The sequence below is a fragment of the Bradyrhizobium yuanmingense genome, assembly GCF_900094575.1.
Taxonomy (GTDB): Bacteria; Pseudomonadota; Alphaproteobacteria; order Rhizobiales; family Xanthobacteraceae; genus Bradyrhizobium; species Bradyrhizobium yuanmingense.
The window spans coordinates 287,767-306,668 of record NZ_FMAE01000007.1 but is presented as its reverse complement, the minus strand read 5'-3'; the positions used below and the strand labels follow the sequence as shown (position 1 = coordinate 306,668).

The window sequence follows — 18,902 nt, the reverse complement described above, 5'->3', positions numbered from 1 at the left end:
GATCGAGCCGAAAAGAACGGCCCGTGCTGCTAGGCTATTGAATGCGGACTCAAACGACCAGCTATGTCGCACGGCTGTTCGCCGGCGATCTGTCGGCCTTTGGCGGTCCCGCAACGGACGAGGCCGTGGCCGGGCATATCCGCGCCGAGCAGATGTCGCTGGTGCTCGGCTATTCGGTCGGCATCATGCTGGCCAATGCCTGCAACGCCATCGTGCTCGCCATCGCGCTGTGGCAGTCGCCGGACAGGATGCCCGCCCTGATCTGGGCGGCGGCTGTCGCCGCCGCCGCGATCGGATTTGGCCTGCAATCCCACGTCGCGCGCCGCATCACCAAGCCGCAATTCGTCTCGCGTCGCGCGATGTACCGGCTGGTGCGCAACGCCTTCATCCTCGGCGCCGCCTGGGGCATCGTCCCGGTCGCCTTCTTCGCCGACGCTTCCAGCGGCGGCCAGCTCGTCATTACCTGCCTGTGCGCGGGCATGCTGGCCGGCGGCGCGCTCGCCTTCGCCACCATTCCGATCGCGGCGATCGCCTTCACGGCGCCGATCTTCCTCGGCATCGCCATCTGCCTCGGCCAGAACGGCGATCTCGCCTTTCTCCTCATCGCCTTTCTCGTCGTGGTCTACGGCAGCGTCCTTTTGCGCGGCGTGTTCGTCAATTCGTTCTCGTTCGCCCGGCGCATGATGCGGCAGATCGAGGCCGAGCGCACGGTGCGGCTCGATCCCCTGACCCACCTGCCCAACCGCGTCGCCTTCAACGAAACGCTCGATGCCGCGCTCAAGCGGCTGGCGCTATCGGGCGAGGAATTCGCGGTGCTCCTGCTCGATCTCGACCGCTTCAAGGAGGTCAACGACCAGTTCGGCCATCCCGCCGGCGACGAATTCCTGGTCCAGGTCGCCAGCCGCCTGCAACGCTGCACGCGCGCCGCCGAGCACGTCGCGCGGATCGGCGGCGACGAGTTCGCGCTGGTGATGGCCAATCTGACACGGCCCGAGGATGCGCTCGAGATCGCCGAACGCTTCGTCGCGGCCTTCAGCGAGCCGTTCCAGATCGAGGGTCGCCAGATCGTCGGCGCGACGAGCGTCGGCATCGTGCTGGCGCCACGCGACGGCAACACACCGCTCGACCTCATGAAGAATGCCGACGCCGCGCTCTACCGCGCCAAGAAGGCGGGGCCGGGCACGGTCTGCTTCTTCGAACAGGCCGACGACAAATCGTCCCGCGAGCGCAAGGCGCTGCAAGCGGACCTCGCAGGCGCGATTGCGCGCAACGAGCTGTTCCTGGTGTTCCAGCCGTTCCTCGATCTCGGCACCAACCGGATCACCGGCTTCGAGGCGCTATTGCGCTGGCAGCATCCTTCGCGCGGGCTGGTGCCGCCGAGTGAATTCATACCAATCGCCGAGGAGACCGGGCTGATCCACGAGATCGGCGAATGGGTCATCCGCCGCGCCTGCGCGACGCTGGCGGATTGGCCCGAAGACATCAGGGTTGCCGTGAATTTCTCGGCCGCGCAATTTCACAACACGGCCATCCTCCAGACCATCGTGCAGGCGCTCGCCGAGGCCAGGATCGCCCCGCATCGGCTCGAGATCGAGATCACGGAATCGATGCTGCTGGCGAAATACGGTTCGGCCGCGACGGTCCTGAACGCGCTGCTGGAGCTCGGCGTCACCCTCGCGCTCGACGATTTCGGCACCGGCTTCTCCTCGCTGACTTACCTGCGCAAGCTGCCGTTCAGCCGCATCAAGATCGACCAGTCCTTCATCCGCGATATGCTGGTGCAGCCGGACTGCGCGGCCATCGTGAAATCGGTGATCTCGCTTGCGCGCGATTTGCGGATCGGCGTCGTGGCGGAGGGGGTCGAGACCGCCGACCAGCTCGAATATCTCAGGCAGATCAGTTGCGACGAGGTGCAGGGCTATCTCATCAGCCGGCCGGTGGCCGCGGACGGGGTGATGGCGCTGCTGGAGACGAAGAAGTACCGGGCGATTTACGCGGCGTAAGCACCAGTTTGGGATGCTCACGCTTCGACAGCGTCATGGCCGGGCATAGCCGTCCGAAGGACGGCGTCGCTTCCGCTCGCCTATGTCCCGGCCATCCACGCCTAACCTCACGCGGAAGAACGTGGATGCCCGGGACAAACCCGGGCACGATGACCTTTCCCAGTGTTAAACCGCATCCGCCCGCAGCAGCGTGTCCACCGTGATGGTGCCCCGCGCGCGGGAGACGCAGGCGCAGATCTTCTGGTTGCTCTGTTTCTGATGGTCGCTGAAGAAGACGTCGCGATGGTCGATCTCGCCGTCGACATCGACCACGTCGATGGCACAGAGGCCGCATTCGCCGCGCTTGCAATCGGATATCACCTCAAAGCCGCTGGCATTGAGCACGTCGAGCATCGAGCGCTCGCGCGGGATCTCGAGCTCGACACCGGAGTCTTTCAGGCGCACCCTGAACGTTTCGGTGGGCAGCGTGCCGCTGGAGCCGAACGTCTCGTAGCGGAGATCGGGGAGCGGATGGCCGGCGCCGATCCAGGCATGGCGTGCGGCGTCGAGCATGCGCATCGGGCCGCAGAACAGCGTCAGCGTGCCTTGCGGCAATGAGGCGAACAGCGCGTCGAGATCGAGCCGGCTGCCTTCCTCGCTGGCATGAACGACGAGGCGATCGCCAAGCATCGCGGCGAGATCGTCGAGATAGGCGGCCTCGCGGCGCGAGCGTACGGCATAATGCAGCGTGACATCCGCCCCGCGCCGCGCCAGCGCCTGCGCGGCGCCGAGGATCGGGGTGATGCCGATGCCGCCGGCAATCAGGCAATAATTCTCGCGAGTCCAATCCACCGCGAGCAGCGAGGCGGGCTGGGTGATGTCGAGCCGCGCGCCCGGCTGCAAGGACCACATGTAGCGGGAGCCGCCACGGGAATCCTTCGCGCGGCGCACAGCAATTCGGAGGCCGTGCGACGAGGCCTCGCCAACCAGCGAATAGGACCGCGTCTCCGGCAGGCCGTCGATGGTGACGCTGACATTGATGTGGCTGCCGACCGGATAGGCCGCGGCCTCGAACTGATCCGGCTTGATCAGGAATTCGCGGACGTTCGGGGTGAGATCGCGGGTGGCGACGAGCGTTGCTGGGGTCCAGGTCTCGATGAAGCGCATGGTGACTGCCCTCAATCGGTTGCGGTCTTGATCAGCGCGAGCGCCGGCAAGAGGTCGAGATGGGTGCGGTTGCGCAGCGCGAGCCGCAGGTTTCGCACCGCCAGCCGGGCATGCTCGCGCATGACGGCCTCGGCGCGCGCGCCTTCGCGGTTCTCGATGGCGTCGATCACGACGCGATGGTGCTCCTGGGCGATGATCAGGATCTGCTGTGCCTCCGGCAACGCCGATTGCGCCATCACGAAGCCGCTCGGCGAGGCAAACGGCAGCGCCGAGGCGCGGTCGATCTGCCGGATCAGCGGGGGGCTGCGCGACAGCTCCGTGAGCTGGGCGTGGAAGCGCGCATTCAGCGCGACGTAGGACGAGAAAGCATCGACCGAGATCGGGACCTGCCGCAGCAGCTCGTCGATCGCAGCGAGGCACTCCTTCAGCGGCTCGAGCTCGCGCGCAGAGACGCCGCGCTCGGCGGCAAAGCGCGCCGCCAGGCCTTCCAGCGTGCCGCGCAGCTCGATGGAATCGGAGATGTCGCGCTCCGAAAACGCCTTCACCATGAAGCCGCCGGAGGGGATCGCCTCCAACAGCCCCTCCTCCTCCAGCCGCACCAGCGCCATGCGCACCGGCGTGCGCGAGGCGCCTGTGGTCTCCACCGCCTGCAGCTCGGAGATGCGCTCGCCGGGGCGCAAGGCGCCCGACAGGATCTGGTCGCGCAGCGCGAGCTGCGCCTTCACGGTCTGCGAGATGGAGCGGTCGACCTCACGCTCGGCCATGTTCTACTCCGCGGCCTGAAGGTGCTTTGGGGCGTTTTCCTTCGCCACCATCCGATCGATCAGCTTGCGCGACCACATCGCGCCGGCGTCGATGTTGAGGTTGTAGAAGATGCGATCGGGGTTTTCGTCCATCGCGCGCTGCTGCGCTTCGAGGATCAGCTCGTCCTCGCGGAAGATGCCGGAGACGCCCTCGCGGATCTCGGTGGTGAGGCGCTGCTCACTGATCCGATAATTGCGGACGAAGGACCAGAAGTAATGACAGGTCTTCTCGGTCTCCGGCGTGATGGTGTTGAGCACGAAGCCGTTGACGCCCTGCGAGCGGTCGCCTTCCGGCGCACCGGTGCCAGTCGGCGCGACGCCGACGTCGATCGCGATGGTGCACGGCGCCTCGAAGCGGATGATCTGCCAGCGGTCGACGAGGCCGGGCTTGCCGAGCTGCTTGGCCCAGAACGGCGGCGGCTCGATGCCCCGCATCCAGCGCGTCACCGTCACCGTCTTCTCGCCATGGGTGACGTCGAACGGCGCCTCGGCGACGGCATCATTGCCGATGGAGGAGCCGTGCACGAAGGTCTCGTGGGTGAGATCCATGAGATTGTCGAGCACGAGGCGGTAGTCGCAATTGACGTGGATGGTCTTGCCGTCGCCGGCCCAGGCCGGGTCGTGATTCCAGTGCATGTCGGGGACGAGCGCGGGATCGGCGAGTGCGGGATCGCCCATCCAGAGCCAGACGTAGCGGTGACGCTCGACCACGGGATAGGCGCGCACGCAGGCCGAGGGGTTGATGGTCTCCTGCGAGGGCATGAAGGTGCAGCGGCCCTGCGCGTTGTATTTCAGGCCATGATAGCCGCAGACGACGGTGTCGCCTTCGAGCCGGCCCTTGGACAGCGGCACCAGGCGATGCCAGCAGGCGTCCTCCAGCGCGGTCACCGTGCCGTCGGCCTTGCGATACATCACGACATGCTTGCCGCAGATGGTCCGCGGCAGCAGCGCAGCCTTGACGTCGGCGTCCCACGCCGCGGCGTACCAGGCGTTCATGGGGAAGGGTTTTGTCATGTCTCACTCCCACGGCTTATGAATACGTTATGTATACAATAGCTGAGGGATAGAATTGTTCAAGATGGAATAAGCTCTACCTTAATACCTTTATCGTCGTGATTGTATACATAACGGGGGAATGACCGCGTCCGGCTCCGGCTCCGCTTACCCTCCCCTGGGGAGGGTAAGACAGCGGCGACCTCTCGGAACAACTTACGCCGCGAACACCTTGGCTAGGCCCGCCTGGGCTTCCTCCTGGATCCGTTTCAGGTGCTCGGGGCTGCGGAAGCTTTCGGCGTAGATCTTGTAGACGTCCTCGGTGCCGGACGGCCGCGCGGCGAACCAGCCGAAATCGGTTTCGACCTTGATGCCGCCGAAGGGCTGGCCGTTGCCGGGCGCCTTGCTCAGCGTCGCACGAACCGGATCGCCAGCGAGGTCCTTGAGGCCGAGCTGCTCTGGCGTGAGGGACTTCAGGATGTTCTTCTGCGGCCCGGTGGCGGCAACGTCGATGCGCGCGTAATGCGGCATGCCGAATTCGGCGGTGAGATCATTGAAGATCTGGCTGGGATCGCGGCCGGTCTTGGCCATGATCTCGGCAGCGAGCAGGCCGAGGATGACGCCGTCCTTGTCGGTGGTCCACACCGCGCCGTCTCGGCGCAGGAACGAGGCCCCTGCACTCTCCTCGCCGCCGAAGCCGAAGCCGCCGGTGACGAGGCCGTCGACGAACCATTTGAAGCCGACCGGCGTCTCCACCAGCTTGCGGCCGAGCTTTTTGGCGACGCGGTCGATGATCGAGCTCGACACCACGGTCTTGCCGATCGCCGCATCCTTGCCCCAGTCCGGACGGTGCGCGAACAGGTAGGAGATCGCGGTCGCCAGGTAATGGTTCGGATTCATCAACCCGCCGGTGCGCGTGACGATGCCGTGGCGGTCGGCGTCGGTGTCGTTGGCAAAGGCGACGTCGAAGCGGTCGCGCATGCCGATCAGGCTCGCCATCGCGTAGGGCGAGGAGCAGTCCATGCGGATCTTGCCGTCCCAGTCCACCGTCATGAAACGGAAGGTCGGGTCGATCGCCTCGTTCACGACATTGGCGTTGAGGCCATAGCGCTCGATGATCGGATGCCAGTAATGCACGGCGGCGCCGCCGAGCGGATCGATGCCGATTTTGACGCCGGCGGATCTGACGAGGTCGAGATCGACGACATTGCCGAGATCGGCGACGTAAGGCGTGACGAAGTCGTAGGCGTGGACATTCGCGGCCTTGCGCGCCTTGGCATAGTCGATGCGCTTCACGTCCTCGAGCTCGCCGGCGAGATAGGCGTTGGCGCACTTCTCGACGGCAGCGGTCACGTCCGTATCGGCCGGGCCGCCATGAGGCGGATTGTATTTGTAGCCGCCGTCCTCGGGGGGATTGTGTGACGGCGTGATGACGACGCCGTCAGCAAGACCAGAGGTGCGGCCCTTGTTATAGGTGAGGATCGCATGCGAGATGACGGGCGTCGGCGTGTAGCCGCCATCCTTGTCGATCATGACCTCGACGCCGTTGGCTGCGAACACCTCGATGGCGCTGACCAACGCCGGCTCGGCCAGCGCATGGGTATCGATGCCGATGAAGAGCGGGCCGGTCAGGCCCTTCTCTTTCCGGTAATCACAAATCGCCTGCGTGGTCGCGAGGATGTGGCCTTCGTTGAAGGTGTTCTTGAACGAGGTGCCGCGATGGCCCGACGTGCCGAACGCCACGCGCTGTGCCGGATCGGACGCATCCGGCTTGCCGGCGAAATAGGCCGTCACCAGCCGCGGAATATTGGTGAGCGCGTCCGGCGAGGCCTGCTTGCCCGCCGCGGGATGAACATCAGCCACTGGAATACCCTCGTCCTGTCGTGAGTGCGGGACACCATAGCATCGGCCAAGCCCCCGCCAAGGGCACAACACGCGCGACGGGGAAGGCGTTCCTTGGAGGCGCTGCAGTCCCCATGAGCGGCCTTCGTGCTATGCTCGGCAGCACCGCCCTTTCGAATCGTCTGATGATCCCATCGCGCAAGCTGCTCGTACTGATCGCCAGCCTCATCCTGGCCGGTGCACCGGCGCGCGCCGCGGAGTTCTACACCGAGGACCTGCGCATCCCGATGGCGGAGGCCGGACCGCAGGGGCTGGAGGCCTTTCTGGTCCGACCGGTCGGGACCAAGCGCTATCCGCTGGCGCTGCTCAGCCATGGCTCGCCGCGCAAGTTCGAGGACCGCGCGACCATGTCGGCGCACAAATATTATGGCATCGCGCTGGAATACGCCCGGCGCGGCTTTGCGGCGCTGGTGGTGATGCGGCGCGGCTACGGCACCTCGCCGGGCGGGCGCGTCGACAGCGTCGGCGGTTGCGCAAAGGCCGCGTACCTGCCGGCGGCCGCCGTCGCGGTTGCCGATCTGCGCGCCGCGATCGATGCAATGGCGCACCGGGGCGACGTGACGACATCGGGCATGATCGCGGCCGGCCATTCCGCAGGCGGCCTTGCAACGGTGGCGCTGAGCGCACAGGCGCCGGCGGGCCTCGTCGCCGCAATCAATTTTGCCGGCGGCCGCGGCTCGCGCAACGACGACGATGTCTGCAATCCGGATGGGCTGGTGCAGGCCTTCGCCACCTTCGGCAAGACCTCGCACGTGCCCATGCTGTGGGTCTATGCCAGCAACGATTCCTATTTCGGTCCCGACCTCGCGCGCCGGCTCCATGACGGATTTCGCGCGGGCGGCGGCAATGCGAGGTTCGTCGCGGCGCCGGCTTACGGCGAAGACGGGCATTATCTCTATTCGGTCGCGGGCCGGCCGCAATGGACACCGTATCTCGACGCCTTCCTGCGCGAGCGCGGGCTCGGCCATGACCTCCTGAGCCTGCCCGATCCGCTGCCGCCGCCACGCCAGCTCAACGAGGCCGCGCGGGCCGAGTTCGCGCGCTATCTCGCCAGCCTGCTGCCGCACAAGGCCTTTGCGGTGTCGCCGAACGGCGGCTACGGCTGGCGCGCCGGACGGGCGACGACTGAGGAGGCCCGGCGCGACTCGCTGGCAGCCTGCATGAAATGGTCGCCCAGCTGCACGCTCTATGCGGTCGATGACCAGCTGGAGGAGCCGTCGCAGGCCAGATCCACCGACCAGAGCGCCCGCGCGCGACCGTGACGCACACACGCCTGAGGCCGGTTTGTTAACTCCGGCGCTCTATGACAAGCCCATGCTGCGGGATTGGGCACGCTTCATTCTCGGCGCGACGTGGAGGCACGTCGCGGTCGTCCTGCTCGTGTCGGCTCCGATCGGCGCACATGCGGCTGACGGCAGCAGCGAGCTCGGCGCCGGGGAAACGCCGTCGTCGCGGACCACGATCCGGAAGATCATCGAGAGGGAAACCAAGAGCACCAATCTGCCGGCCGATATCGCCGAGGCGGTCGTCTTCGTCGAAAGCGGCTACAACCCGGCGGTCATCGGCAGCGCGGGCGAAATCGGCCTGATGCAGGTGCGCCCCGAGACCGCGGCGATGCTGGGCTTCCGCGGCAGCAGCGCGGAGCTGGCCGAACCCGACGTCAACATCCATTACGGGGTGCTCTATCTCAGCCAAGCCTGGCGGCTTTCGGGCGGGGACCTCTGCCGCGCGCTGATGAAATACCGGGCGGGTCATGGCGAAGTGGAGATGAGCGCGCGGTCGCAGGTCTATTGCAACCGGGCCCGCAACCGGCTTGTCGCGATGAGCGCGATGCCGGGAGAGCGCGAAGCTGCGGCTGCTCCGGATCCGGCGTCCACGGTTGCAGCTGCCGTTGCGGTTGCGGCTGCGGCGCCCGTGAAACCGGCGAGCCGCCCGAAGATGCCGGTGCAGCCGAAGGCGGTCTATGCCCGCTATCGTCAAGGCACCGCGGCCGCCAGCCGCGCCTATTGGGCGGCCCATGAGGCCAGGGTCAGCCGGATCAAGGCGCGCATCGAAGCACGTTGGAAGCGCGTCGCATCGCGCTGACGGCGATGTTGCTATTGTCTGAGCATGATCTTGCCGGAAAACCGCTGCACGCTTTTCCGGATCTTGCGCTACAGCCGCTCGCTGAGCGCGAGCTTGTAGCCGACGCCGGTGACGGTCGCGATCACGGGCGTGCCGCTGCCGACGAGCTTGCGGCGCAGCCGCGCCACCAGCGCATCGACGGTGCGGATGTCGACTTCGGCCTGGCGGTTGCTGACCACCTCGATCAGATAGTCGCGGCTGAGCGGCCTGCCGTCGGCGCCGACGAGCGCCGCCAGCAGGTCGAATTCGGCGCGCGTCAGCGCCACCGGCTTGCCGTCGTTGCCGAGCAATTCGCGCCGGGTCAGGTCGATGATCCAGTCGCCGAACGCGATCGAATTGTGGTTGCGCGCCGCCTTGCGGTCAATCGAGCGACGCCGCAGCACGCTGCGCGCACGCGCGAGCAGATCGCGCAGGTTGATCGGCTTGGTGACGTAATGGTCGCCGGCGACCTCGAGGCCGAGGATGCGGTCGACGTCGGTGTCGCGCCGCGTCACGAAGATGATGCCCGCGTTGCTGGTGGCCTGGATCTCCTTGGCGAGCTCGAAGCCGTCCCCGTCAGGCAGTTGCACGTCGAGGAAGACGAGATCGGTGCGCGCGCGCAGCGCCTGACGGCACTCCGTGCAGGTGCCGGCGCCGACCACGTCGAAATTGTTGTCGCTGAAATAGTCGACCAGCATGGTCCGCGTCACCGGATCGTCCTCGACGACGATCAGCCGCTCGCGGCCGGGCGGACGAGCGGAAGCTACCGCCGTCCTGGCGGTCCCATGTGCCTGCGTCCCGACCTGCAGATTCAAGTCGCCGCGCAACGCGCCGTCATGTGAACGGGCATTCACAGCCTGTTCGAGCCCCCGAAATTGCCTGCCGCGATACTAGGCGCGTTGTGATGCGCAAACAATATTGGTCATGCTCTTGGCACATTAAGTATGAATTGGCCCACAATTCTCATTCCGCGCACCGTCGCGCCGGCAGTCTCCCGATTTTCGGAAAAGCAGATCGTACTTCGGGCGGCGCTCTGCGGCTTGCTCCCCTGTGAGCTTCGCATCTACTGTGCCTCCAAAAGCCTGCACTCGGAGGTGGCGCATGGAGGTCATACTGCTCGGCACCGGCGGCCCGCGCCCGGACCCGCGCCGCATGGCGACGACCACGCTGATCAGGCTTGGCGAGGAGAACATCCTGTTCGACGCCGGCCGTGGCGTCATGGTGCAGCTTCACAAGGCCGGCGTGCCGCTCGGCGCCATCAACACGGTCTTCCTCACCCATCACCATTTCGACCACATCGGCGATCTCTACGATGTGATGTTGAATTCGTGGATGCACGGGCGCAAGGACGAGCTCCGCATCTATGGGCCGCCGGACACTGAGCGGCTCGTCAACACGCTCATCACGCAGGTCTACGACAAGGACATCATCTGGCGGGACCAGGGCGAGCCGAGCTTCGGCGGCTGGAAGCCGGTCGCCGCAACGGACATCATTCCAGGCCCCGTGCTCGACACCGGTCGCTGGAAGATCAGTGCCGAACTGGTCTCGCATGGCGACGGCCTCGACATGCCGGCGGCCTTTCTGGCGCGCTGGATCTGTCTCGGCTATCGCTTCGAAGCGGAAGGCAAGGTCATTGCTATTTCCGGCGACACCGTCCGCTGCCACGGGCTCGAGCGGCTGGCCGAGGGAGCCGACCTGCTGGTGCAGTGCTGCTTCCTCGCCACGCCGGAGATCAACAACGAGCATTTGCGCCGGCTTGCGAAATACACGATCGCCTGCGGCGACACCGTCGGGAAGATCGCGGCCAGAGCCGGCGTCAAGAAGCTCGCGCTGACCCATCACCGTCCGCGTACCGACGATGCCATGCTGAACGCATTGCTTGATGACGTCAGGCGGGACTATGCAGGACCGGTCGTGCTCGGCGAGGATCTCACGCGCATCGAGGTCTGATCATCATCGATCAACTCGCCGCCTCAGGACGATCCGACCTCGATGCGGAACGACAATTGCTCTTCCGCGCCGGCTGCGATGTGCATCAGCCCCGGCTTGTCGGTAAACTCGCCTTGAAAGCCGGCGGGACTTGCGTAGCCGCGCCAGGGCTCGATGCAGAGGAACGGCGCGCCTGACGGTTTCGACCAGACGCCGAGCTCGCGAAATCCGCGCCAGGACATTTTCAGCCATGGCCCGGTCGATGCACCTCCCGCCGCGGCATAGCGGACCGAAGTGCTCTCGATGCGGTCGAAGATGATGGCGTCGTCGACGAACAGGGAGTCCGACAAGGGAAGCGAGGTGCCTTTGACCGGGCTCGGCTCCGCTGCCAGCCGCAGCAATCCACCTTCGAGACGGCGGACCGGAGACGGTTCGGCGCTCGCGAAAGTCAGGGCATGGCTCTCCTTCGCCGCGCCGAGCTGCAGCGGCCAATTGAAGGCGGGATGACCGCCGAGCGAGGCCGGCAACGTCTCCTTGCCGGTGTTGGCGATCGTGAGCGTCAGATCGAGGCCGGACTCATCGATCGCATAGGCCGCCGTCAGCCGGAACGGGAACGGATAGAGCGCGCGCGTCGTCTCATTATCATCGAGCACCAGGGTGCAGCGGCTCTCGCCGCGTTCTGCCCACACGAAGCGGCTGTCGCGGGCGAAGCCGTGCTGCGTCATCCGATACGTCCTGCCCTGATGCCGCAATTCGTCGTTGGCAAGGCGCCCGACGATCGGAAACAGCAGCGGCGCGTGACGCGGCCATTCCGGCCCCGCCTGCCAAAGGAATTCGGTGCCGCCGCCCTTCAGCGAGCAGAGCTCGGCGCCGTGCGCCTTGACGGTCGCGGTGAGCGAGCCGCAGCGGAAGGAGTGGGTGTCATCGGTCATGGCCGACCTCTACACCCCGGCCTGGCACGCAGCAAGGCGACGCCGGGCCATGCAGGCGGCGCCTCCGAGCCATGCCCGGCTGCGTCATATTTCTGTACCTAACGATTGCTCACGTGCGGCTCCTCCACCGCGAGCTCCCCGCGAACCCGGCCGGAACTCCATGAACCATCGTGGTCCCCAATTGAAATTCTTCATCAACGGCCGCTTTCTGTCGCAAAAGCTCACGGGCGTGCAGCGTTATGCCGCTGAAATGGTCAAGGCGATCGACGTGCTGCTCGCGTCGGAGCAGATTCCGGCCTCGCTGCGCAACGCAGACTGGCAATTGTTGAAGCCCGCGGATGCAAGCGAGGAACTTGATCTCGACCGGATCAAGATTCGCGCTGTCGGCCGGCTGCATGGGCACGCGTGGGATCAAATCGATCTCGCCCGCGCTGCCGCCGGGAGCCGCTTGATCAGCCTGGCCAATTCCGGACCCGTCCTCCATCGCGACCACATTGTGGTGATTCACGACGCCCAGGTCTTTCGCAGGCCCGACTTCTTCAACTGGCGCTATCTGACCGTCCATCGCACGATGGGGCGGATGCTCGCCCGGCACGCAAGCATCGCAACGGTGTCGGGATTTTCCCGCAAGGAGCTTGCGGACGTGCTGAATCTCTCGGCATCGCGCATTCCCGTCTTCCCCAACAGCGCCGAGCACTTTGCAGCCACGCAGCCCGATCCCGGCATCCTGGCCCGACTCGGCGTTCAGCCGCAGAAGTTCTTCCTCTTCGTGGGCTCGAAAACCAAGAACAAGAACCTGTCCGTCGCGATCCGCGCCATCCAGCTGCTCGACCGGGCCGACGTTCCCCTGGTCATCGTCGGCGGCGACAACAGCAAGGTCTTTCAGGATAATTCGGGCGAAGGGGCTTCCGGCCTGGTGCTGGCCGGCCGTCTGACCGACAGCGAGATTGCCGCGCTCTATGCGCACGCATCGGCCTTCGTGTTTCCCTCGCTCTACGAGGGGTTCGGCGTGCCGCCGCTCGAAGCCATGATCTTCGGCTGCCCAGTCATCGCCTCGAGGGCCGACGCCGTCGTGGAGACGTGCAGCGACGCGGCTGCGTATTTTGACGCCACGGATGCCGAGGCGCTGAAGCAGCTCATGCTCGAAAGATTGGCAATCGGCGCGATCTCGGACCAGGAACGCCGACGGCAACAGGATCGCCTTGCACTCTATTCGTGGAAGAAATCGGCGAAGACGTTGCTCGATCACCTCGCAGTGCCGGCGAACGTCGCCAGCGCTGCGTGAAACACGGCGCGGTTCGCCTATCGCGCGCAACGGTTTTTGCATAAACGGTTTGCAACTCGCGGCTCTTTGCCTGGTTCCATGAAATTTCTTCTTCGTTCTTGCGATGATCGCAAGCACGAGCGCCTTGGCGCAACATCACCACATCGCTGCCCCAATATCGCTACGTATTCGAGGAACTGTGTTTCGCACTAGCGAACACAGAACAGGGATACAGATGTCCGGCTCTCCAACGCGGCCCTACGCAAGGCAAACGATGAAAGTGCTGCACATCGCCGAAACGATCCGTGGCGGGATCGCGAGCTATCTGAACGAGTTGCATCCTCAACAACAGGCCAGCTTCGGTGCCGAGAACGTACATTATGTCGTGCCGTCGGATCATCGGGGCGACCTTGGCGCGATCGATGACAACCAGATTACAACATTCGAACGATCCGGCCGCAGCGTCGCCGGCCTATTCCAGATGCTGCGTGCCAGCATGCAAGCGCTGGATGCCTTCAGACCGGACGTGGTGCACCTGCATTCTTCCTTTGCAGGGCTCGTGCTCCGGCCCGCGCTGGCAGCCCGCTCGGGCGGACCGCGCGTCGTCTATTGTCCGCACGGCTGGGCATTTTCGCGCGAGACCGGCCGCTTCAGTCATAAGCTGACGAAGGCGGCGGAGAACCTGCTTGCGCGCACCTCGGACCGAATCATCTGCATCTCCGGCGACGAGTACAACGAAGCCGTGCGCGCGGGAATTCCTGCCGACCGCCTCACCGTGGTCCACAACGGCATCTCGAAGAGCCGCACGCCGCAGCCCATCTCCGCGGACTGGACCTCTAAGAAGGTCAAGGTGCTGTTCATCGGACGCCTGGACCGGCAGAAGGGGTTCGATCTGCTGATCGAAGCGGCACGCGCGCTCGAGGATGTGCTGGACGTCCGCATGATCGGCGCCTCCGTCGTCAACAAGTACGAAGGTCCGACCGTCCCGTCCAACGTGTCCCTGTTGGGCTGGCTCGACCGCCCGACCATCGAGACCCAGCTCGAGGCCGCCGACCTCGTCGTGATTCCGTCACGATGGGAAGCCTTCGGCCTCGTTGCGCTCGAAGCGATGCGGGCGGCCAAACCCATCCTTGCGTTCCGCAGCGGCGCTTTGCCCGAGATCGTCGTCGATGGCGTCACCGGCGTGCTCTGCGAGCCCGTCGCGGTTCAGCCGCTCGTGAATGGTTTCCGGCGCGCACTCGATCTCGATCTCAAGGTGCTGGGACAGCGCGGCTACGACCGCTTCAAGCAGCTCTATGACGTCGAAAAGACGCATGCGCAATTGCAGCAGGTCTATGTCGAGCTGCTTCAGGACGACCAGACGCCCGTCGAAGCGAAGGCGGGGCTGCAGTCGGATCTCTCCAAGAATTTCTGATGGCTGCACCGCTCCCACGCACCTTGGTTCGCGACAGTCTCCGCCTCGCGAGCCTCTTCGCATCCATTCTCCTTCCGGTCTCGGTCTGCGCACAGCAGGCGCAACCGCTCGATGCCCGATTCCTGCTCGGGGTCGGCACGCATCAGGGGCTGGGCGGCCCGGTGAGCGCGCGCGGATACGTGCCTTCGGAAAACGTCGCCCAGATCAAGCAACTCGGTCTCAATTCCTTTCGCGATGATTTTCCCTGGTCCGAGTTCGAGGTTGGGGGACGCCGGATGGGTTTCACACCCCGACTTGGCAGGCTCGAAGCGCAGGTCAAGTCCGGCGTCGCGCGCCCTCTCCTGATCCTCGCCTTCGGCCATCATCTCGTTCCGAATTCCTCGCCACCGACGACGGACGAGGCGCGGCAGCGGTTCGCCGATTATGCGGCGGCGGCGGCGCAATCGGTGGTGGCGCAGCATCCGCTGTTCGAGCTCTGGAACGAATGGAACCTGGCGGCGAAGAAAGATCCTGCGTTCTCGCCGGAAAACTATCGGGCGCTTGCCGAGGTCACGCGGCCGGTAGTCAAGCGGGTGGCGCCAAATGCGCCGTTTTTGGTCGGCGCGCTCGGCGACGATCTGGGCTGGACATGGACCGAGAAGATGCTGCGGACCGGCATTCTTCAATATGCGGACGGCGCATCGATCCATCTCTACAATTTCTGTATGGGCCCGAGCAAACGCACCTCGGCCGAAATCATCGACAGGCTGACGGCGTTTCACCGCCTGGTCGGCCAGGCGAGCGGAAACCCCGATTTTCCGATCTATGTCACCGAGACGGGGTGGACCACGGCTGCCACCAGTAAATGCGGCGTCAGCGAACAAGCCCAGTCCGACAATACGGCACAGCTCATCTTGTGGGCATCGACCGCGGCGCGCTGGCTCAAAGGAATGTGGTTCTACGAACTCAAGGACAGTGGAAAGGACGCATCGGACCTGGAGCACAATTTCGGACTCTATCGTTTCGATAACTCCCCAAAGCCGGTCGCCTGCGCGGCTCAGGGCGCCTGGGCTTTCATCCGCTCCAGCCTGAGCGCCGAGAAACGCGAGCTCGCCAGCGGCGTCGTGTCGATCAATGCAACGACGACGTCCGGCGCCAGAGTTGCGGTGTGGTCCGAGACTCCCGAGCGGCGTTACGAGGTCAGGATCAAGGGCGATCAGGACGGCGCAACCTTTGCGATGCCGTGCGACTCGGCCGCAAGACCTGCGTCCGGTGCCTGGATTCCGGTTTCGACCACGCCGGTTCTCATTGCAGCGAGCAACGGTGCCATGCCCGCTTTGGAGATAAGGCCGGCGCGGTAAGCGCGATTTTGCAAAACATGAGGTTCAGTGATGAAAGTTCTTTTGACGTCCACGCTTTATCCGACGCCTCAGGCCCCCAAGATCGTCGGCGGTGCAGAGATCTTCGCGCGGCGCTTCGCCGAAGGCCTGGTGCAGCGCGGAGACGAGGTCGAGGTGATCCGGGCCGCATCGTCCCCTGGGCAGGAGCGCGAAAGCTGCAACGGCATCAACGTCCATTCCGCGCCGGTCCAGAACATCTATCGGCCCTTCACGGAGCAGAAGAACGCCGTCTTGCGCAGCATCTGGCATGCGGTCGACGACTGGCAGATGCAGGCGCCGCTGATCGCGGAACGCATCCGGGCCTTCAAGCCGGACGTGCTGCACTCCAACAATCTGTCCGGTCTCACCACCGCGATCTGGCGCGTTGCCGCCCAGCTCGGCGTCCCGGTGCTGCATACGCTTCACGACTATTATCTGACCTGCCCGCGCTGCTCGCGCTTCGACAAGGGACGCTCATGCGAGCACACCTGCACGAGCTGCGGGATCCTGACCTTCCATCGCAAGCGGGCGACGCACTGGCTGAGCGCCGTGGTCGGCGTGAGCGAGCGCGTGCTGTCCATTCATACCGACATGGGCCTGTTCGCGGAGACGCCGATCCGCACCGTGATCCGCAACGCCTCGACCGAACCGCCGCGCGAGCCCTACCCTCGCCCGGTCTGCACCACGGAAGTGACGTTCGGGTTCATCGGCCGGCTCACTGAGGAGAAGGGCATCGACAATTTGATGCATGCCCTTGCCATGCTGCCTCGGGATCGCATCCGGATGCTGATCGCCGGTCGCGTCAGCGACGAGGAACAACGGCGCCTCAGGGCGCTCGCGCCGGATGCGCGTATCGAGTTCATGGGATTCGTGGTGCCGGACGATTTCTACAAGCAGGTCGACGTGGTGATTGCCCCCTCGATCTGGCACGACCCCGGTCCGCTCGTCGTCGCCGACGCCAAGGCGGCCGGCAGGCCGCTGCTCGGAACGCGCTTTGGCGGCATGCCCGAGGTCATCGAGCACGGCGTGACGGGCTGGCTGACCGAAGCCGATCCGCAATCCCTGGCCGACAGCATGCTCGCAGTCGCCTCCGATCCGCACAAGATCGACGAGATCAGCCGGCGCCTGATCGCGGATACCAACAAATGGGTATTTGCCGACGTGCTGTCATCCTACAAGAATCTGTACGAGCAACTGCGCGAGCAACGGATGTCGCGCGTGCGCGCAGCAACGACTGAAGCGCCGCGGGCCGTCGGCAAGGAGCGCCTCATTCCGAGATGACACGCCTCTTCGCGATGGCGGGCTACCTCTATCAGAGCGCCGCGGCGATCATCCTGATCTTCGCGATCAGTCATCTGTTGCCCGCCTCCGACTACACCAATTTCTCGCTGGCACTGGCCTCGAGCCAGTTGCTCTGCGTCCTGATGTTCGAGTGGCTGCAGCTCGCCGGATTGCGCTTCCTGGCAGCAGCCGAGGAGAACGAGGCGGCGCGGCTGAGGTGGTCGCTCTTTGCCGCGGGCCTGTCGAGCGCAGGCGCGCTCGTCGTGGTCGGCGGCTGCGCATCTCTGGCCAGCGTACTCCCGGCCGGGATCATCGCGCTGGGCCTCGGCATATCCGTGCTTCAGGGCCTGACCGACCTCTATTTGCTGTCGGTCCGCCTGTCCGACCGGCTGGGTGTCGCCTCCTCTCTCCTGGCGTTTCGCGCTACCGCCCTTCTGACCGGAGCCGCCGCGGGTGCGGCGATTTGGGGAACGGCGGAAGCGGCGCTGCTCGGCGTCAGTGCGGGCCACGCCCTGGGCCTGCTCGCGGGGCTGGTGGCCTATCGCACCCCCCTGGAGCGCGTTCCGCTGCGGACGATGCTGGCCGACTGGAAGGATTTCTCCCGCTACGGCATGCTGGCGGCGGGTGCGTCCGTCATCCATCTCTCGGTGCCGGTGCTGCTCCGCTTCATCATCATCGGCCGGCTGGGCGCGACGGGCGCCGGCGCCGGATTCTCGATTGCGCTCGACCTGCTGCAACGCCCGTTCTGGGTTCTCAATGCAGCGATCCACACCGTGAGCTATCCCGATGTCGTGAAGGATTTCGAGCACGGAACCGTCATGAAGTCGGTGCAATCGACGCGGCGGATGTTCGAGTTCATGGTCTGCACGACCCTCGTGCTGCTCGGCGGTCTCGTCGGCTTCATTCCGGATGCAGCCCGTATCCTGGTGCCGCGGGAGAGCCTTGATGGCTTCCTGACGACGGCACCTGTTGTGGCCGTCTTCTATTTCCTGCACACGCATCTCCAGGCGACCGTCGCGGTCGTTCCGCACCTGGAGAAGCTCGCAACGAGGCTCGTGATCGTTGCGGCCGGCCAGCTCGCGATCGTCGCTGCCGTCGCGCTGGCCGCGGCATGGGCCGGCCTGTCGCCGCAACAGGCGGTCGGCTGCGCTTGCCCCGCCACGCTGGCAGCGATTCTGTTTGCGCTCGGTCCGACACTGCGGTTCGAGGCATTCCCGCGCTGGTCACTGGTCGCGCAGGCGCTAGTGGCCGCCGTCCTGATCGGATCACTCGGCGCGATGCCGACCGAGCCCGCGACATGGCTTGCCGGCAAGATCGTGATCGCCGCGCTCGCAACGGCGATCGTCGGATGGCGCGGTGACTTTCTGATGCTGGCCCGTCGCGGCTAGCCCAATTCGCCGCATCCGGCACGGATCGGAACACAGCGGGCGAGCAACTGAGCCGTTGGGCCACGGCTCAAATTCAGGTCCTGGACGGAACCATTGCGCCTCCCCGATCAAACCAAGCGGTCATATCCGGGAAAGTACGGATACAACCAGTGCGATAAAATCTTTCAGATTGATCGCCCATGAAAATGGCATCTGCCGACTCCCTGTGCCATCCGATGACGCAGACGAAAGAGTCGCACCCCACCGCCGCGTTCGTATGACACGCTCTCAAGCCGAAGCGTTGGATCGAACTCGCACGGCTTGCGCATATATTTAGCAGCGTGAATCGTGGAAATCTTGAAAGCGCCATTCTCACGCCATCCTGCACGGGCATCGCATCAGCATTC

Annotated in this window: 15 protein-coding genes; 9 read left to right on the top strand and 6 right to left on the bottom strand. The window is 65.2% G+C overall.

Annotation, left to right across the window (positions count from 1 at the left end):
* The first annotated feature begins 41 nt into the window (after window positions 1-41).
* Window positions 42-2,003, top strand: a complete 1,962-nt coding sequence (locus GA0061099_RS25995; RefSeq protein ID WP_036024745.1) for a putative bifunctional diguanylate cyclase/phosphodiesterase — start codon at window positions 42-44, stop codon at window positions 2,001-2,003.
* 165 nt (window positions 2,004-2,168) lie between these two features.
* Here GA0061099_RS25995 and GA0061099_RS25990 read toward each other — a convergent pair whose 3' ends face one another.
* The 4 genes from GA0061099_RS25990 to pgm all read right to left on the bottom strand — a co-directional run bounded on the left by GA0061099_RS25990 (window position 2,169) and on the right by pgm (window position 6,808).
* Window positions 2,169-3,149, bottom strand: coding sequence for a PDR/VanB family oxidoreductase (locus GA0061099_RS25990; RefSeq protein WP_036024744.1), 981 nt, complete (start codon window positions 3,147-3,149; stop codon window positions 2,169-2,171).
* Between the two features lie 11 nt (window positions 3,150-3,160).
* Window positions 3,161-3,913, bottom strand: coding sequence for a GntR family transcriptional regulator (locus GA0061099_RS25985; RefSeq protein WP_036013918.1), 753 nt, complete (start codon window positions 3,911-3,913; stop codon window positions 3,161-3,163).
* A gap of 3 nt (window positions 3,914-3,916) precedes the next feature.
* Window positions 3,917-4,966 (bottom strand): aromatic ring-hydroxylating dioxygenase subunit alpha, encoded by a 1,050-nt coding sequence (locus GA0061099_RS25980; RefSeq protein WP_036013919.1) that lies wholly within the window; start codon window positions 4,964-4,966, stop codon window positions 3,917-3,919.
* A gap of 195 nt (window positions 4,967-5,161) precedes the next feature.
* Window positions 5,162-6,808, bottom strand: a complete 1,647-nt coding sequence (gene pgm / locus GA0061099_RS25975) for a phosphoglucomutase (alpha-D-glucose-1,6-bisphosphate-dependent) (RefSeq protein ID WP_036024743.1) — start codon at window positions 6,806-6,808, stop codon at window positions 5,162-5,164.
* A 164-nt stretch (window positions 6,809-6,972) separates the two neighbouring features.
* Between pgm and GA0061099_RS25970 the strand changes: the two genes are divergently transcribed.
* Window positions 6,973-8,109: an alpha/beta hydrolase family protein gene (locus GA0061099_RS25970; RefSeq protein ID WP_199751047.1), complete on the top strand. Its 1,137-nt coding sequence runs from the start codon at window positions 6,973-6,975 to the stop codon at window positions 8,107-8,109.
* A 52-nt stretch (window positions 8,110-8,161) separates the two neighbouring features.
* Entirely contained in the window at window positions 8,162-8,932 is a 771-nt protein-coding gene (locus GA0061099_RS25965) for a transglycosylase SLT domain-containing protein (protein WP_074448115.1), read from the top strand.
* A gap of 68 nt (window positions 8,933-9,000) precedes the next feature.
* Here the strand turns inward: GA0061099_RS25965 and GA0061099_RS25960 are convergent, their stop codons facing one another.
* Complete coding sequence (locus tag GA0061099_RS25960; RefSeq protein ID WP_036024738.1) at window positions 9,001-9,804, bottom strand: response regulator transcription factor; 804 nt, start codon at window positions 9,802-9,804, stop codon at window positions 9,001-9,003.
* A gap of 247 nt (window positions 9,805-10,051) precedes the next feature.
* Here GA0061099_RS25960 and GA0061099_RS25955 point away from each other — a divergent pair, with 247 nt between their 5' ends.
* The gene (locus GA0061099_RS25955) at window positions 10,052-10,900 is read left to right on the top strand and encodes an MBL fold metallo-hydrolase (RefSeq protein ID WP_074448114.1); all 849 of its coding nucleotides are present in this window, start codon (window positions 10,052-10,054) and stop codon (window positions 10,898-10,900) included.
* A 23-nt stretch (window positions 10,901-10,923) separates the two neighbouring features.
* Here GA0061099_RS25955 and GA0061099_RS25950 read toward each other — a convergent pair whose 3' ends face one another.
* Complete coding sequence (locus GA0061099_RS25950) at window positions 10,924-11,811, bottom strand: aldose 1-epimerase family protein (protein ID WP_036024730.1); 888 nt, start codon at window positions 11,809-11,811, stop codon at window positions 10,924-10,926.
* A 181-nt stretch (window positions 11,812-11,992) separates the two neighbouring features.
* Here GA0061099_RS25950 and GA0061099_RS25945 point away from each other — a divergent pair, with 181 nt between their 5' ends.
* The 5 genes from GA0061099_RS25945 to GA0061099_RS25925 all read left to right on the top strand — a co-directional run bounded on the left by GA0061099_RS25945 (window position 11,993) and on the right by GA0061099_RS25925 (window position 18,516).
* Window positions 11,993-13,096: a glycosyltransferase family 4 protein gene (locus GA0061099_RS25945; protein WP_050995922.1), complete on the top strand. Its 1,104-nt coding sequence runs from the start codon at window positions 11,993-11,995 to the stop codon at window positions 13,094-13,096.
* A 253-nt stretch (window positions 13,097-13,349) separates the two neighbouring features.
* Window positions 13,350-14,489: a glycosyltransferase gene (locus tag GA0061099_RS25940; RefSeq protein ID WP_036024727.1), complete on the top strand. Its 1,140-nt coding sequence runs from the start codon at window positions 13,350-13,352 to the stop codon at window positions 14,487-14,489.
* The gene (locus tag GA0061099_RS25935; RefSeq protein WP_036024725.1) at window positions 14,489-15,829 is read left to right on the top strand and encodes a hypothetical protein; all 1,341 of its coding nucleotides are present in this window, start codon (window positions 14,489-14,491) and stop codon (window positions 15,827-15,829) included. The genes GA0061099_RS25940 and GA0061099_RS25935 overlap by 1 nt, the downstream gene beginning before the upstream one ends.
* Window positions 15,830-15,859: 30 nt before the next feature.
* On the top strand, window positions 15,860-17,128 hold the full coding sequence (locus GA0061099_RS25930) for a glycosyltransferase family 4 protein (protein WP_036024724.1): 1,269 nt from the start codon (window positions 15,860-15,862) through the stop codon (window positions 17,126-17,128).
* A complete protein-coding gene (locus GA0061099_RS25925) occupies window positions 17,125-18,516 on the top strand; it encodes a hypothetical protein (RefSeq protein ID WP_036024723.1) in 1,392 nt (463 codons plus the stop codon). The genes GA0061099_RS25930 and GA0061099_RS25925 overlap by 4 nt, the downstream gene beginning before the upstream one ends.
* Window positions 18,517-18,902 lie beyond the last annotated feature (386 nt).

Bases quoted from the DNA above. Each gene is read 5' to 3' on its own strand.
- GA0061099_RS25940 (WP_036024727.1), top strand. From the start codon at position 13,350: ATGAAAGTGCTGCACATCGCCGAAACGATCCGTGGCGGGATCGCGAGC.
- GA0061099_RS25930 (WP_036024724.1), top strand. From the start codon at position 15,860: ATGAAAGTTCTTTTGACGTCCACGCTTTATCCGACGCCTCAGGCCCCC.
- GA0061099_RS25990 (WP_036024744.1), bottom strand. From the start codon at position 3,149: ATGCGCTTCATCGAGACCTGGACCCCAGCAACGCTCGTCGCCACCCGC.
- GA0061099_RS25955 (WP_074448114.1), top strand. From the start codon at position 10,052: ATGGAGGTCATACTGCTCGGCACCGGCGGCCCGCGCCCGGACCCGCGC.
- GA0061099_RS25970 (WP_199751047.1), top strand. From the start codon at position 6,973: ATGATCCCATCGCGCAAGCTGCTCGTACTGATCGCCAGCCTCATCCTG.
- GA0061099_RS25950 (WP_036024730.1), bottom strand. From the start codon at position 11,811: ATGACCGATGACACCCACTCCTTCCGCTGCGGCTCGCTCACCGCGACC.
- GA0061099_RS25935 (WP_036024725.1), top strand. From the start codon at position 14,489: ATGGCTGCACCGCTCCCACGCACCTTGGTTCGCGACAGTCTCCGCCTC.
- GA0061099_RS25925 (WP_036024723.1), top strand. From the start codon at position 17,125: ATGACACGCCTCTTCGCGATGGCGGGCTACCTCTATCAGAGCGCCGCG.
- GA0061099_RS25965 (WP_074448115.1), top strand. From the start codon at position 8,162: ATGCTGCGGGATTGGGCACGCTTCATTCTCGGCGCGACGTGGAGGCAC.
- GA0061099_RS25995 (WP_036024745.1), top strand. From the start codon at position 42: ATGCGGACTCAAACGACCAGCTATGTCGCACGGCTGTTCGCCGGCGAT.
- GA0061099_RS25985 (WP_036013918.1), bottom strand. From the start codon at position 3,913: ATGGCCGAGCGTGAGGTCGACCGCTCCATCTCGCAGACCGTGAAGGCG.
- GA0061099_RS25980 (WP_036013919.1), bottom strand. From the start codon at position 4,966: ATGACAAAACCCTTCCCCATGAACGCCTGGTACGCCGCGGCGTGGGAC.